15 protein-coding genes are annotated in these 15093 nt (G+C 43.8%); 2 read left to right on the top strand and 13 right to left on the bottom strand.

Features of this window, described 5'->3' with window-relative positions:
* Nucleotides 1-34 precede the first annotated feature (34 nt).
* The 6 genes from MKX71_RS08110 to MKX71_RS08085 form a co-directional block, all read right to left on the bottom strand.
* Entirely contained in the window at nt 35-307 is a 273-nt protein-coding gene (locus MKX71_RS08110) for a YlbG family protein (protein ID WP_009967171.1), read from the bottom strand.
* A 54-nt stretch (nt 308-361) separates the two neighbouring features.
* Nucleotides 362-811, bottom strand: coding sequence for a regulatory iron-sulfur-containing complex subunit RicF (gene ricF, locus MKX71_RS08105; protein ID WP_003221370.1), 450 nt, complete (start codon nt 809-811; stop codon nt 362-364).
* A 115-nt stretch (nt 812-926) separates the two neighbouring features.
* The gene (locus MKX71_RS08100) at nt 927-1166 is read right to left on the bottom strand and encodes a YlbE-like family protein (RefSeq protein ID WP_003232231.1); all 240 of its coding nucleotides are present in this window, start codon (nt 1164-1166) and stop codon (nt 927-929) included.
* A gap of 15 nt (nt 1167-1181) precedes the next feature.
* Nucleotides 1182-1580 carry a YlbD family protein gene (locus MKX71_RS08095; RefSeq protein WP_003232233.1) on the bottom strand — a complete coding sequence of 133 codons (399 nt, stop codon included), beginning with the start codon at nt 1578-1580 and terminating at the stop codon, nt 1182-1184.
* 231 nt (nt 1581-1811) lie between these two features.
* Nucleotides 1812-2852: a CAP domain-containing protein gene (locus MKX71_RS08090; protein WP_015483195.1), complete on the bottom strand. Its 1041-nt coding sequence runs from the start codon at nt 2850-2852 to the stop codon at nt 1812-1814.
* Between the two features lie 83 nt (nt 2853-2935).
* A complete protein-coding gene (locus tag MKX71_RS08085; RefSeq protein ID WP_003221362.1) occupies nt 2936-3382 on the bottom strand; it encodes a CBS domain-containing protein in 447 nt (148 codons plus the stop codon).
* Nucleotides 3383-3521: 139 nt separating this feature from the next.
* On the opposite strand from MKX71_RS08085, the gene MKX71_RS08080 reads away from it, so the two are divergent.
* Complete coding sequence (locus MKX71_RS08080; protein ID WP_003232238.1) at nt 3522-3884, top strand: YugN family protein; 363 nt, start codon at nt 3522-3524, stop codon at nt 3882-3884.
* Between the two features lie 31 nt (nt 3885-3915).
* Here the strand turns inward: MKX71_RS08080 and ctaG are convergent, their stop codons facing one another.
* The 6 genes from ctaG to cyoE form a co-directional block, all read right to left on the bottom strand.
* Nucleotides 3916-4809: a cytochrome c oxidase assembly factor CtaG gene (gene ctaG / locus MKX71_RS08075; protein ID WP_033883825.1), complete on the bottom strand. Its 894-nt coding sequence runs from the start codon at nt 4807-4809 to the stop codon at nt 3916-3918.
* Between the two features lie 26 nt (nt 4810-4835).
* Nucleotides 4836-5168, bottom strand: coding sequence for a cytochrome c oxidase subunit IVB (gene ctaF / locus MKX71_RS08070; protein WP_003232242.1), 333 nt, complete (start codon nt 5166-5168; stop codon nt 4836-4838).
* Between the two features lie 2 nt (nt 5169-5170).
* Entirely contained in the window at nt 5171-5794 is a 624-nt protein-coding gene (ctaE, locus tag MKX71_RS08065; protein ID WP_003232244.1) for a cytochrome c oxidase subunit III, read from the bottom strand.
* On the bottom strand, nt 5794-7662 hold the full coding sequence (gene ctaD / locus MKX71_RS08060) for a cytochrome c oxidase subunit I (protein WP_003232245.1): 1869 nt from the start codon (nt 7660-7662) through the stop codon (nt 5794-5796). Before ctaD ends, ctaE begins: the two co-directional genes overlap by 1 nt.
* A gap of 32 nt (nt 7663-7694) precedes the next feature.
* Complete coding sequence (gene coxB / locus MKX71_RS08055) at nt 7695-8765, bottom strand: cytochrome c oxidase subunit II (RefSeq protein WP_014663859.1); 1071 nt, start codon at nt 8763-8765, stop codon at nt 7695-7697.
* Nucleotides 8766-9004: 239 nt separating this feature from the next.
* The gene (gene cyoE, locus MKX71_RS08050; RefSeq protein ID WP_003232250.1) at nt 9005-9922 is read right to left on the bottom strand and encodes a heme o synthase; all 918 of its coding nucleotides are present in this window, start codon (nt 9920-9922) and stop codon (nt 9005-9007) included.
* A 354-nt stretch (nt 9923-10276) separates the two neighbouring features.
* Here cyoE and ctaA point away from each other — a divergent pair, with 354 nt between their 5' ends.
* Nucleotides 10277-11197 carry a heme A synthase CtaA gene (gene ctaA / locus MKX71_RS08045; RefSeq protein ID WP_144482477.1) on the top strand — a complete coding sequence of 307 codons (921 nt, stop codon included), beginning with the start codon at nt 10277-10279 and terminating at the stop codon, nt 11195-11197.
* 407 nt (nt 11198-11604) lie between these two features.
* Here the strand turns inward: ctaA and pyc are convergent, their stop codons facing one another.
* Complete coding sequence (pyc, locus tag MKX71_RS08040) at nt 11605-15051, bottom strand: pyruvate carboxylase (RefSeq protein WP_029726522.1); 3447 nt, start codon at nt 15049-15051, stop codon at nt 11605-11607.
* Nucleotides 15052-15093 lie beyond the last annotated feature (42 nt).

Raw genomic sequence — 15093 nt, 5'->3', positions numbered from 1 at the left:
GACCCCGCAGATGCCTGCGGGGATTTTTTTATAGCTATATGCCGATTTTATAATCGTATTCTTTTGCCTTATCAAGCTTTGACTCGAATTCCAATTTTAAAAACGGTTTATAAGAAGGCTCCACTTTTTTCACAAATGAGTAAGACGCAATCTTGTCCATTGTTTTTTCAATTTGGTCCATATCACAGTACAGTACGACATATTTTAATCGTTTTGATACATAGTGCACATTCCCGAACTTCCTCAGCATTTTGCTCTGCTTTAGGGAGTGCAGATACACAACCATGCCCTGGCGCCTATTCTCCAATACAATCACCTGCCTGTTTTCTCTTATATGTAAAAGACGAGACGGCCAGTCTCGTCAGGACACTTTACATCCGCAGCTTCCGCCTGAACCGCAGCCGCCTCCGCATGAAGACAAACCGTCAAAATAAGGGTTCCCAGTCGGAACTTTCACATGCTCCGAAACAGCTGTCCCAATCTCGACGCTGACCTCATCAAGAATGGACTGGAGCTCATTTTCAGCTCTCTTGAAGTCAGCCACCTTGTCGTTCAGGTCCAGCTCACGTTTGATCTCCCTCATTTTCCGGGATATTTCTCTATAGTCAGGATGATATTTGCCAAAACGCTGTACATCCTCATACTGCTCTTTTATTTTGATAAAAGAACGAATAATCCGACCTGCCTCTTCATCTTCCTGGAGACGCTTGTAACAATTGCGGTAGTTCTCAGCCGTCTCCGACTGCAGAATCATCTCGGCAAGCTGCTGAGCTTCACTTTGAAGCCGCACGGATTCCATCGTCGCATACATAACATGCACCTCCAGTTGTTAGTTTACCATGAAACCAGCCAATTGGAAAATGCTTAACCGCAGCCGTATACAAAACCTTATGTCCGCATGAAAAAAGACCCTTTTTCGGGGCCTTTTAATCTTTTGTCCGCATCGCTTGAAACATTTGCATCATCATTTGCGCCATTTGAATCCCGTTCGTAAACTGATTCACCCGATGCGGAATGGTTTTTTCATAAAAATTCATCATTTCAAGCTGAAAGGAGGACAGATCATCCGGTTTTCTTGAAAGCCTGCGGTACCATATCGGCTGTTCTCTGATGAATCGTTTCCGTTCTTCGTTTGCTAAAATATATTCCTGAACCTCTTTGCGCATATGAGCTCCCCTTTTTTAATCCTTTCGAAAAGAAAAAGGATGCTGTCCAGAGCCTGGCTGAGAATGCTTCTGTCCGCTTCCGGAAAATGTATTAAGAAGGCTTTGCAACGATGAGATCGACTGGCTCATTTTATTGATTTGTTCGTTCATTTGATTGACATCCATCTTTTTCACCGCTGTCACCATTTTCGAGACAAAATCATTTTTTTGCGGTGTTTCAGGCACAGCTTCAGAAGCTTCTTCCGGTTCCCGATACGGATCCCAAATCGGGTCGCTCTCCCCGAAGAGGACCCAATTTTCATATACGTCCTGCCAGCTTCTTTGTTCTTTGCGCACTTCTTTTATCAGCTTGGGATGCTTTTTGACGAATTGTTTAAAGTCATTGATTGAATGATTGGCATGTTGATTCGCCACAATCCTCACCCCCTCCGAAAATCGTTACCTACTACAATGTATCGTTTTGTCGGGCATTGTGTTCGCCTATATTCATTCCCAAATGAATTTTTAGCGATATCCCTATACACTGGTGAAAAAGCCTGACTGAAGGGATGGGAAACGGCCTTATCTGTAAGCTATCAGCACATTCATTCAGACCAGCTTGTATGGAAATAGAAAAAGCCGGGAACCATTCGTCCGCGGCTTTCATTACCATCGCTTAATAAAATTTTGGGTGTAATATTTCCGGTCTACTCCGACACCAAGATGCGTATAATCTGAATTCAGAAGCGCTTTTCGATGGCCTTCGCTATTCAGCCAGCCTTCTACAGCAGCCGGACCGTCCACATAATTGTATGCGATATTTTCTCCAGCTTGCTGAAAGTCAACATGCCCTTCTTCTAAGCGGTCTTTCAGCGAGCCGTATTTTTTAGAGACATGGGAGAAATAATTATTTTCCTTCATATCCTCACTATGCCCAAATGCCACTTCCGCCGTTGGCTGATCCCACTCAAGCTTCGCAAGTCCATGTTTAACGCGTATGACATTCGTCAAATCAAGGATTTGCTTTTCGCTCGTTGTTTGGATCTTTTTCCATTTCTCATCTGAAACGGCTTTCGGTTTAATTAATTCCCCGCGGTACACTACCTCATAAGGTCTTTGCTTTACAAAGGTCTGCGCATCAAACGCCCTGATGCTGGATAGCTTCCCTTCAAATTTGTCCATATACAGCTGGACATACATCTTTCCTACCTTTACAGTCGGTCTTGTATTGATATCTTCTTCAGAAAATTCAAACCGATAGGAATTTCCTTTATACTCTACATTCACAAATGGTGCCACCTGGGTGGTCTTGAATACTTCGCCAGTTGATTCTCCAATTTTGAAAGGCTTGGCGTTAATATCATTACCCGCCGCGAATAATGTGACCACTTTATTGTTTAATACCCCGATTTGGATATATTGATCCTTACCTTGATTGTATACCCACCAATCGTAATCATAAGCCGAAGGGTCAATACGTTCAGGTTCCCCAAGCTTTTTCGTTACTTCATCGGCGGGCTTGCCCATGAAGGACAATAACCCTGAAGTCGGCATATGTATTCGTTTGCCGCTTTGCGCTTCCTCATTCGACACCTGAGGCTCGCTGTCATTTGATTTCTTTTCAGGAACAGATCCATATTGAATAAACAGAACGTAAGTTCCGCAGATAATCAAAAGGATAACCATTGCTCTCAATATATTTTTCAATCTATCACCCCCGTGGCGATTCACAATCTTTTGCTTACATCCCATTACAATACAGCCTATTTAACATGTCAAAGATTTATGTGTTAATGAAAAAAGCCTTCTTCTCTATTATCACCTTCGGAAATATCCGATAAGGCGCTGCCGGCACGTTCATTCGTTTGCTCAGATAAAGAAAGATCACCAAGCGTGACAATTCCAGTCAGTTTTTTATTTTTTGTAACTGGTATCCTTCTGAGCTGATGCGATGCCATCAAATGAAGAACCTCATCGACTGAAGCATCTTCCTCCACACTGACAGGTTTTTCGGTCATCGCGTCAGTGATTTTTTGCGAGTTCGGTTTTTTGATGGCGATTCCTCTTAATACGAGATCGCGGTCGGTTACGATGCCGACCAATGTTTCCCCGTCCTCATCAACTACCGGAATCGCTCCTACATTTGCGTCCTTCATCTTTACTGCAGCTTCATATACATTATCTAATACCGTGCAATATTGCAAGTCGGCTGTCATCAGATCTTTTATTTTTGTCATCCGTTTAACCTCCTTTAGTCTAGTGCTATTGTCGTCAAAATTTAATTTTTGCATACTTTCAAAAGAAGAAGATTCATTGAAAGTTTAACGCTTTCATACTATGATTGTCAGGAAAGGTAATTTTTATAAGGAGGGGTCAGTGTTGAAGTTTACTGAAAGCGGACTTGAAGGGGTTAAGGCTGAGCTCAGCTGGCTAGACGACTTAATGGAAAGCAAAGGTCTCATTAGAGCGGGTCAATGGGATTACGAGAGAGTCACCTATGACAAGAAGTTTTCGACGATTGAGGGTACGTTTTACCTGCGGATACAAGGTATTGCGGCAGAAGGCGATGTCGGAAGCGGGCGCGCCGTGATTCAATTAATGTCCCCTCTCCTAGGAAAGCATTACTACCCTCATGGAGTAGAATATGGAGAAACGGAAGAGTTTCCCGTACAGGTTGTGACAAAAAGCAAGGCACTGATTCAGGACATAGCCAACATGTTAAAAACAGTTCAAATGTAACGAAAAGGTACAGCATATTTTGCTGTACCTTTTATGATATCGTCTGCTGAATATACGGCGGCTCCTCCTGCCCGTCCTTTTCCCTTTCTTTCTTCACCCATTGGAAAAAAATAATGGCCAAAAAAGTACCGTACACAATTTCCTGAATGATTTTCATCATGACTGCTCCGAGCTGCTGATCCTCTAACAAAGGCAGTGTATTCAGCATCTCTGGCCCTGTTAATGGGACCTGCCCCATCATATCCGCTGGCACACAAAGCCTCATTGCCTCAGCCCATAAAGCCGGATCTGTATAGGTGGCGTATAACGGTGCACCGCTGAACATGATCAAGGCGCAAGCAGGTGTGAGCAGCATACCGTCCGCCATAATATAACCCAGCTTCATCAAACCGCTGAGCTGCCGTAGACGCTCAACCTTATGAACAAGCGGCCACCACATGAAGAACGCAAGCACAAAGATAAGCCAAGTGATTAATGTATGGTAAAACGGATCCGTTTTGACAGTATCAAATATAAGCGGTACATGATATAAAGAAAAAATGCCGTTAAACAAAAGCAAAGCAATTAAAGGCGTCGTAAAAAAGGAAAAAACCGGTTTGATTGAAGGCCTGAAAATGATTTTTTCCCAGAGCCATGCAGGAATCCCCGCGATCAAAAGCGGCGGGACAACCAAATACAGGACGGCCATCTGCACCATATGCGCACTGAACATAATATGTCCGAGCAGATCAACCGGGCTTCCCTCGGCTGCATATAAAAACAGCATCGCCGACAGAAAGCACACCATCTCTTTACCAGTTATTCGATTCGGCTTTGAAGACATTCGCCTGTAAAAATAGAGATAAAGCGCCGTAATGCCTAACAGGATACAAAAAAGATAAGGGCTCCACATCGCGCGAAACCCAAATATCTCCAACTGATTCATTTCTTCACCTCCGGCGGCTGTTCAAATTACCACCATATAATTGTCACAAACGCAAGCACAGTGATAAACGCGACAAACACCCCTGAATACAAAAACAGTGCCGGCGCCTCATGCCCTTTCTGATTCATATGCATGAAATAATACAGCTGAAAAATGACTTGAATTGCAGCTAGCAAAATAATGAAAGGAATCGTAAACCAGCTGCCGACACCGTCCGTGGCCACAGTCAGAAATGCAACAATCGTAAGACCGATCATTAAACCAAAAGACAGGACTTGATATTTCATCTCCCGGGCATGCTTTTTTTTCTTAAATTCAAGGTCGCTATTGATATGCCCTCTGCTTTTTTTATCGACCATGTTTATCCCACCATCCCCATTAAATATACAACGGTAAAGATGAAGACCCACACGACATCAATAAAGTGCCAATAAAGGCTGGCAACGTAAAACTTAGGCGCCGTATACAGATTCAGCCCTCTCTTGGCATTGCGGATCATAAGCGTGCTGATCCACATAAGCCCAAATGCCACGTGGGCGCCGTGTGTACCGACAAGCGTGTAAAACGCAGAACCAAGGGCAGAGCTTGTGATGGTAAAGCCAAATTCATGGGTGTAATGCTTGAACTCATAGATTTCCAGTCCTAAAAAGCCCGCCCCCAATAAAATCGTAATTCCCAGCCAAAGCTGCATCTTGCCGAAGGAAAAGTTCTTCATGTGGTACATCGCGTACACACTCGTTAAACTGCTCGTTAATAGAAGCATTGTGGCAATGAATACAAGTGTCACATCGAACATTTCCGTCGTAGGCGGATCACCGGCATTTGAATTCCGAAGCGCAAGAAACGTGGCGAAGAGAGACGCAAACAGAACAGTCTCTCCGCCAAGAAAAAGCCAAAAGCCTAAAAATTTATTTTTCCCTTCCAGGGTTACTTTTTCAGGAGAAGCTGGAAAGGTTTCTGCGGTGAATTTTTCTTGAACTTGCATTATGCCTTCACCCCTTTATCATCGTTCGGCAGTTCCTCTTTATGAATATGATAGCCGTGATCATCAATTACTGAACGAAGCAGCATCGTAATAAATGTGATGCCGAGCCCGATAAAGATCACCGGCAGGCCCCAAGCGTAATCACTTCTGTACAGCAGCCCGAACGCTGCGACAAAAAGGCCGAAGGAAATGATGAGCGGCAGGATTGAGCCGTTTGGCATATGAATATCATCAACCGGTTCCGCCGGCGTCATTGATTTGTGCCCTGCCTGCTTCTCGATCCAAAGCGGATCAAGTCCTCTGACAAAAGGAAGCTGTTTAAAGTTATACTCCGGCGGCGGTGAAGAAACGGTCCATTCCAGCGTACGTCCGTCATGCCATGGATCAGCACCTACATATTCACCTTTTACCGATGTCCATATGACATTGACCAGCAGAAGAATAACAGCTGCCGCCATAAAAAACGCCCCGATTGTACTGATCAAGTTGCCGGTTTCCAGACCCTGTCCTGGCAAAAACGTATAAACCCGGCGCGGCATCCCCATTAAGCCGACAAAATGCTGAATGAAAAACGTGAGGTGAAAGCCGATAAAAAACAATACAAATGAAATTTTCCCCATCGTTTCATGCAGAATTTTACCGAACATTTTCGGCCACCAGAAATGAACACCGGCTAAAAGGCCGAATACAACGCCGCCAATAATGACGTAGTGGAAGTGCGCAACCACAAAATACGTATCATGGAACTGATAATCAGCCGCAGCAGCTGCCAGCATGACTCCCGTCACACCGCCGAGCACAAAGGATGGAATAAATGAGACAGCATACAGCATAGCGGTTGTATACTTCACATTTCCTCCCCAAATCGTCAACAGCCAGTTAAAAATCTTAATCCCGGTCGGAATCGCGATAGCCATTGTTGCAACCGCAAAAATCGCATTTGCAATCGGGCCGAGACCAGTCGTGAACATGTGGTGCACCCAAACCATAAAGCCCAGAAAGCCAATGAGCACGATTGCAAAAACCATTGAAGAATAGCCAAACAAACGCTTTCTGGCGAACACAGGGATGACCTCAGAAAAAATACCGAATGCAGGCAAAATTAGGATATAAACTTCCGGGTGGCCGAAGATCCAAAATAAATGTTCCCAAATGACCGTATTTCCGCCAAGCTCCGGATTAAAGAAATTGGTTCCGAACAGCCGATCCAGCATCATGAGAGCCAATCCAACCGTAAGCGGCGGAAACGCGAACAAAATCAATGCCGAGGCCACAAATGTCGTCCATGTAAACAAAGGCAGCCTCATATACGTCATGCCCGGAGCCCTCATGTTGATAATCGTGGCCAAAAAGTTAATCCCGGCTATCAGCGTCCCGAGCCCCGATATTTGGAGTCCGAGGACGAAAAAGTCTATGCCGTGCCCTTTAGAATGAAGCGAAAGTGAGGCATATGACGTCCAGCCCGCATCTGGCGCTCCGCCCAAAAACCAGCTTAGATTTAAGAAAATGCCCCCGAAAAAGAAGAGCCAAAAACCAAGCGCGTTTAAAAATGGAAACGAAACGTCCCGAGCCCCGATCTGCAAAGGCACAACCGCATTCATCAAGGCAAATAAGAGCGGCATCGCAGCCAGAAAGATCATCGTCGTTCCGTGCATAGTCATTACTTCATTGTACGCTTGAGCACTGAGAAACGCATTTTCCGGCTTTGCAAGCTGAATCCTGATAAACATCGCTTCAATTCCCCCGACAAGAAAGAAGAATCCCCCTGCCACTAAATAAAGAATCGCGATTTTTTTATGGTCCACCGTCGTCAAATAATCCCAAAGCATAGATCCGCGCGTCCGCTTTTCTGTAAGCGCATTCAACATATGTGACCTCCCCCAATATCTCCCTTTCTTCCCTACTTGCTTTCCGCTTTTAAGCCTTTTAAGTATTCATAAAGCGCATCTGTTTCGCTGTCTGAGAGCTTTGGATATGTGCCTGTCATTTTGTTCCCCGGCTTTATGCTGTCAGGGTCCTTCAGCCAAGCCTTCACATTTTCTTTGTTGGCCTCTTTCACCCCTGCCACTTTTGTCCTTTCACCAAAGGTCGCCAAGTTGGGTGCCGTTCTAGCGGCTTCTGCACGCTTATCATTCGGCTCTACCGCATGGCAGCTCAGGCAGTTTTTCTCTTTAAACAGTTCTTCACCCTGCTTAGCCAAATCGCTCTCTGCTGTAGATTTATAGTTTTTCATTTCTTTTGTCCAGCCCTGAAATTCCTTTGCAGACATTGTCTTCACCTTAAAATCCATCAGCGCATGTGAAGGGCCGCAAAGCTCTGCACACTTCCCAAAAAACATATCTCCTGCCTCTTTGCTTCGTTTTGAATCAAATGTCAGGAAGAACTTATTTTCATTATCCGTATTCGTATCAAGTTTTCCTCCAACTGAAGGAATCCAGAAGGAATGTTTTACATCAGAGGCTTTTAAATTAAAATATACACGCTGATCTGTCGGTACAATCAGCTCCTGGCTTGTGATAATGCCGTAATCAGGGTACTCAAACTCCCACCAGTATAAATTTGCCCTAACATTGACTACAAGAGCATCCTCAGCTTTGCGGCCTTTTTTATCCATTGGTGATGTGTCCGCTAGCTCCAGCGTATATAATACAACAGGAATCACAAGAATAATGAGCAGCAAAATCGGGATCACGGTCCATGTGATTTCTAAAAATTTATTCCCCTCTACCTGTTTCGGTATCGTGTTCTCACCGACCCGTGATCTTCTGAATCTCACAATCACATAAAAGAAGATAACAGATACTACTGCAACAACAACCACCATAATCAATGTGCTGAGCACTGTCAGGTCATACTGTTTATCAGCCACCTCGCCAGCAGGCTTGAGCGTGGATAAAAAAGGTTTTCCACATCCGCTTAATAGAAGCGGCACTAAGGCTAATAATAAAATAAGACGCCAATGCTTTACCATTTCACCCAACCCCTTTTCTGGTCAATACAAAGGCGGAAAGCGGATCGAAATCTATCGCCATCCAACCTATCACCAATAAAGCACTTACATTTCCTCTTCTCTTAAATTATGAGTTTTTTTACTCAAAATGCCATCTATGTATAAAAGTAAAGCCGCCTGATTAAACAAGAGGTCAAGGCGGCATTTACTAGTTGTCATCGTTTATTTTGAAGCGATAAAACAAGCATCATATCTATTTTTTAGAAAAGCGTCAAGACAACCATGGCAACGAAATAGATTGTCATGTAGTTAAGCGAGTAAACGAACATCTGCGTTGCCCACTTCATGATATTCTTGGAGCGGAATCCCATTAAGCCAAGAATCAGCCAGCCGATATTTAACAGCAAGCCGAGAATGACAATCGGAAGACCCAGGCTACCAAGGAAAAACGGAAGCGGCATCAGGCACGCAACCCACACAATAATTTGTCTTTTTGTCACTTCAAATCCGTATACGACAGGAAGCATCGGAATATTTGCAGCTCTGTAATCCTCAGTTTTCTTAATAGCCAATGCTAAGAAGTGAGGAATCTGCCAAATAAATAAAATCATGAATAACACCCATGCTACGACACCGATATTCCCTTCCACTGCCGTCCATCCAATAAGCGGCGGCACTGCACCGGAAACGCTTCCTACTACTGTGTTAATCGTATAGCGGCGTTTCGTCCACATTGTGTACAATACAACATACGTAAAGACTCCGATAAAACCGATAACAGCAGCCATGACAGTTGTCATCAGCAGCATGATCAATCCTAAAGCAACCAGCAAAATTCCAGACCATAACGCCTGACTCGGCTGAATTTTACCCGTAACCGTCGGTCTTACTTTCGTACGCTCCATAAGATGGTCAATGTCCCGGTCATACCAGTTATTGATCGCGCAGGAGCCCGCAATAATCAGTGAAGACCCGATTAACGTAAGAAGAACGGTGTTTATATTGCCTAAAAAACTCAAACCGGAAATATGCAGTGCAAGCCACATTCCAGTGAAAGTCGTGATGAGGTTAGAATTGACGATCCCTATTTTAATAAGGGACAGAAAATCTTTCCATGCCGTTGTTTCTTCAATTTGTCCGTCTATAGCTGTATCATTTAAGATTCTGGAGTTAGCCATAACGTAAACCTCCCTTACAAACCTAACGCAGGAGAATAAAATAACCTGCAACTCTATCATACAAGATAACATCTTGTAAAAAAACATCCTATTAAATATTAAACGACAAACAGGAATTTATTTGTGAACTTTTTATGAATTTTACCAAAGATGAAGGCAATCTCCAAATCGGCATTGCGTTTACCTTATTTCTATCAGACCCGGCATGAATAATCAAGTGTACATTTTCCAGAAGCCGTCATTCTATTATATTTTTGTGAACAAAAGGCTCTGGGAATTGCCACAAAACACATATTCGCTTACACTTGGAACGTATATAAAATTGCAGCAGTATGTTGAGAAGGTGAATATTGTATGAATAAAGCATTAAAAGCTCTCGGTGTTCTGACGACATTTGTCATGCTAATTGTTTTAATCGGGGGTGCCCTCGTTACAAAAACAGGTTCCGGCCAAGGATGCGGCAGACAGTGGCCGCTGTGTCACGGCCGTTTTTTCCCTGAACTGAATCCGGCTTCAATTATTGAATGGAGCCACCGATTCGCAAGCGGAATCTCTATTGTCCTTGTGTTAAGCCTTGCGTTTTGGTCATGGAGAAAAATCACGCCGATTTTTCGTGAAACAACGTTTCTCGCGATCATGTCAATTATCTTTTTATTTCTTCAGGCATTGCTTGGCGCATTGGCTGTCGTATTCGGTTCGAACGCGCTGATTATGGCGCTTCACTTCGGCATCTCATTAATTTCTTTTGCTTCAGTGCTTATTTTAACATTGCTCATATTTGAAGCTGATAAATCAGTCAGAACACTGGTTAAGCCGCTTCAAATCGGCAAAAAGATGCAATTTCACATGATAGGAATTTTAATATATTCCTATATCGTTGTGTATACAGGCGCATATGTAAGACACACTGAATCAAGTCTGGCATGTCCTGATGTGCCGCTGTGCAGCCCGCTGAACAATGGGCTTCCGACCCAATTCCATGAATGGGTGCAAATGGGCCACAGAGCAGCAGCCTTACTGTTATTTGTATGGATTATTGTTGCCGCTGTTCATGCTATTACTTCCTATAAAGATCAAAAACAAATCTTTTGGGGTTGGATCTCATGTCTTATTTTTATTACATTACAGGCACTGTCCGGTATTATGATCGTATACACTGAACTCGCTCTGGGTTTTGCACTTGCCCACTCGTTCTTTATTGCCTGTCTGTTTGGCGTTCTATGCTACTTCTTATTATTGATTGCTCGTTTCCGTTATGAATCCAGGCAATCATAAGGACTCAAGACCAAAGCCTTAGACGGCTTTGGTCTTTTTCATGTCTTGTTTTGGTGCTTTATTGTTTCAATGGCCAGCCTTCACTGAACTTGATGATCAGTGAGCGGCTCACTTCGGTCTGTCCCCTTTCTCATCGTGATTATAGAAATTTCATATGCATCTATAGTCCGCGAACATAAGTATTAAAGCCTTTTGGCCATTGGAAAATCAGATAGTGCTTAAAGAAATATGCATGGACTACTACAAAGCATCTAAAAAATTGGTGGTATACCTCTTTTTATTTTGGGCTTGTGACAGTACTCTATAATCTCTGAAGTCCCCTTATATCTCTTCTAACCATCTGTTTCACTCCACATTTTCTATAAAAAAACAAGAGTGTATATCATTGATATACACTCTTGTTTTTTTTATGCTTTTTCAATTTCGAGAAGCAGATCTCCCGTTTGGATCGGCTCACCATTTTTCACATGAACCTGCTTGATTGTTCCTGAGAAAGGCGCCTGAACCGTTGTTTCCATTTTCATCGCTTCATTAATCATCAAATGATCACCTTTATTGACTTTTGTGCCTGCTTCAGCCAATACCTTAATAACTGTTCCAGGCATAGAAGCTGCGATGTGGCTTGGATTTGTCCGGTCTGCTTTCAGCCTTTCCTGAACGGAAGACTTAATGCTTTCATCTTTAATGACTACTTCACGCGGCTGCCCGTTGAGTTCGAAATAAACGACGCGGGTGGCATCAGGCTGAGGCTCACCGATTGAAATCAGCTTAACGATCAGCGTTTTGCCGCGCTCAATTTCAACTTCTATCTCTTCACCTAATGTCATACCGTAGAAGAATGTCGGTGTATCTAATACCGAGATGTCTCCATAGCTTTCTGTCGTTTTCACATAATCAGTGAAGACTTTAGGATAAAGGGCATACGCCACAGCATCCTGATCTGAAATTTCCAAGTTATGCTGCTCTTTAAATTCCTGTTTGATCGCTTCAAATGACACCGGCTCAAGCAGTTCGCCCGGTCTGACTGTAATCGGCTCCTGTCCTTTTAAGATCAGCTTTTGCAGTTTTTCCGGGAATCCGCCATGAGGCTGGCCGATATTTCCTTTGAAAAGCTCCACGACAGAATCAGGGAAATCTAAAGATTCACCTTTTTCGTAAACGTCTTTTTCAGTCAGATTGTTTTGCACCATGTAAAGTGCCATATCTCCGACAACTTTTGAGGAAGGCGTTACCTTGACGATGTCACCGAACATATCGTTCACGCGTCTGTACATTTCCTTGACTTCGTTCCAGCGGTCGCCAAGGCCTACTCCCTTGGCTTGCTGCTGCAGGTTGCTGTATTGGCCCCCTGGCATTTCGTGTTCATAAATTTCAGTATGCGGAGACTTCATTCCGCTTTCAAATTCACTATAATATTTACGCACCGACTCCCAATATTGGGACAGCAATTCAACGCCTTGGACATTCATTTCCGGACGGCGGTCGTTGCCTTCCATCGCATGATAAAATCCGCTCGCGCTAGGCTGTGACGTTAATCCCGCCATTGAGCTGACCGCCACGTCTATGATATCAACGCCGGCTTCAACAGCTTTCGCATACATATAAATACCGTTTCCGCTCGTATCATGCGTATGAAGGTGAACCGGAATGTCGATCGTTTCTTTCAACGCAGAAACGAGCTCATATGCAGCCTGCGGTTTTAACAGCCCTGCCATATCTTTAATCCCGAGAATATGGGCTCCGGCCGCCTCAAGCTCCTTCGCCATCGATGTATAATATGCAAGGTCGTACTTCGTCCGGTTCTTGTCAAGGATATCTCCCGTATAACAAATCGCAGCTTCTGCCACTTTGCCGGTATCCCTAACAGCATCAATGGCTAACGTCATCCCTTTTACCCAGTTTAAGCTGTCGAAAATACGAAACACATCAATACCGGATTGAGCTGATTGCTTCACAAATTCTTTAATCACATTGTCCGGATAATTCGTATAGCCGACCGCATTTGATGAGCGAAGCAACATCTGGAATAAGGTATTCGGCACTTCTTTGCGAAGATCTTCCAAACGCTTCCACGGATCTTCTTTCAGGAATCGGTAGGCTACATCGAAGGTCGCGCCTCCCCACATTTCCATACTGAATAGTTCAGGCCATAACGCAGCCGTCGGATTTGCGATTTTTTTCAAATCATGCGATCTGATTCTAGTTGCCAATAACGATTGGTGGGCATCTCTGAATGTCGTATCAGTTAAAAGGACAGATTTCTGCTCCTTAACCCAATTTGCAAGCCCTTCTGCACCTTTTTCATCAAGAATTTGCTTTGTTCCTCTGGCAGGCTGCTGATCAACGTCTACCTTTACGCTTAACGGTTTGTCAAACGCCGGTTTTTCTTTTTTCCCGATTCCAGGGAAGCCGTTCACTGTCACATTGCCGATGTAAGTGAGCATTTTCGTTCCGCGGTCTTTTTGTTTAGGGAATTTAAATAATTCAGGCGTTGTATCAATGAAAGACGTATCATATTGCCCTGTCAGGAACTTCTCATGTTTTGCAACGTTCTCAAGGAACGGAATGTTCGTTTTTATGCCTCTGATTCTAAACTCCTGAAGGTTTCGTACCATTTTGGCAGCTGCCTGTTCAAACGTTAAAGCCCAAGTTGAAAGCTTAACGAGAAGTGAATCATAGTATGGTGTGATCACGGCGCCCTGGAAGCTGTTTCCGGTATCAAGACGGACACCAAAACCGCCGCCTGAGCGGTAAGCCATGATTTTTCCTGTATCAGGCATGAAGTCATTTTGCGGATCCTCAGTCGTAACCCGTGACTGAATGGCATAGCCGATTGTAAAAATGTCCTTTTGCTCAGGAATATTTACTTTTTTGCTGTGAAGGCTATGCCCTTGGGCAACAAGGATCTGAGTTTGAACAATATCGACACCAGTAATCATTTCTGTTATCGTGTGTTCAACTTGTACGCGAGGATTTACTTCAATAAAGTAGAACTCGTTGTTTGCAACAAGGAATTCGACCGTCCCCGCATTTATATAGTTTACATTTTTAGCAAGCGCAACTGCCGCCTCACAAATTTGATCCCTTAATTCAGGTGACAGCGAGACACTCGGCGCCACTTCAATGACCTTTTGATGGCGTCTTTGAACGGAACAATCCCTCTCAAAAAGATGGACGACATTTCCCTGCTTGTCTCCAATGACCTGAACCTCAATATGTTTCGGATTCTCAATTAATTTTTCTACATAAACTTCATCATTGCCAAAGGCTGCTTTCGCCTCTGATTTAGCACGCTCATATGCTTCTTTGACTTCACTTTCAGATCTGACAATCCGCATACCGCGGCCGCCTCCGCCAAGCGAGGCTTTAATGATGATCGGATAACCGTTAGCTTGTCCAAATTGTTCGACGGCTTCAAGCGTTTCGGCAGGACCGTCGCTTCCCGGAATCACGGGGATTCCCGCTTTTTCTGCCTGCTCACGCGCTTTTACCTTGTCACCAAACATATCGAGATGCTCGGATTTTGGCCCTATGAATACGATGCCTTCTTCTTCACATCGTCTCGCAAAATGAATATTTTCAGATAAGAAACCGTATCCCGGATGAATTGCATCGACTTTGTTTCTTTTCGCAATATCAATGATACCTTCAATATCCAGGTAAGCATCAATCGGTTTTTTCCCTTCACCGACCAAGTATGCTTCATCCGCTTTGTACCGATGGTAGGAACCGGAATCTTCTTTTGAATAGACCGCAACTGTACGAATATTCAACTCGGTACACGCCCGGAATATTCGGATTGCAATTTCTCCCCTGTTTGCTACTAATACTTTTTGTATCGATTGCTGAGACAAACTTTTCTCCCCCTTACCCGAATGGAATATAATCTATCATAG

This window comes from Bacillus sp. FSL M8-0071, assembly GCF_037975455.1.
Taxonomy (GTDB): Bacteria; Bacillota; Bacilli; order Bacillales; family Bacillaceae; genus Bacillus; species Bacillus subtilis.
This window is presented reverse-complemented; position numbering and strand designations above follow the sequence as displayed.

Coding starts and splice junctions, on each gene's coding strand:
- ricF (WP_003221370.1), bottom strand. CDS start 811: ATGTATGCGACGATGGAATCCGTGCGGCTTCAAAGTGAAGCTCAGCAG.
- MKX71_RS08100 (WP_003232231.1), bottom strand. CDS start 1,166: ATGCGCAAAGAGGTTCAGGAATATATTTTAGCAAACGAAGAACGGAAA.
- MKX71_RS08085 (WP_003221362.1), bottom strand. CDS start 3,382: ATGACAAAAATAAAAGATCTGATGACAGCCGACTTGCAATATTGCACG.
- ctaG (WP_033883825.1), bottom strand. CDS start 4,809: ATGAATCAGTTGGAGATATTTGGGTTTCGCGCGATGTGGAGCCCTTAT.
- ctaF (WP_003232242.1), bottom strand. CDS start 5,168: ATGGTCGATAAAAAAAGCAGAGGGCATATCAATAGCGACCTTGAATTT.
- ctaE (WP_003232244.1), bottom strand. CDS start 5,794: ATGCAAGTTCAAGAAAAATTCACCGCAGAAACCTTTCCAGCTTCTCCT.
- ctaD (WP_003232245.1), bottom strand. CDS start 7,662: ATGTTGAATGCGCTTACAGAAAAGCGGACGCGCGGATCTATGCTTTGG.
- coxB (WP_014663859.1), bottom strand. CDS start 8,765: ATGGTAAAGCATTGGCGTCTTATTTTATTATTAGCCTTAGTGCCGCTT.
- cyoE (WP_003232250.1), bottom strand. CDS start 9,922: ATGGCTAACTCCAGAATCTTAAATGATACAGCTATAGACGGACAAATT.
- ctaA (WP_144482477.1), top strand. CDS start 10,277: ATGAATAAAGCATTAAAAGCTCTCGGTGTTCTGACGACATTTGTCATG.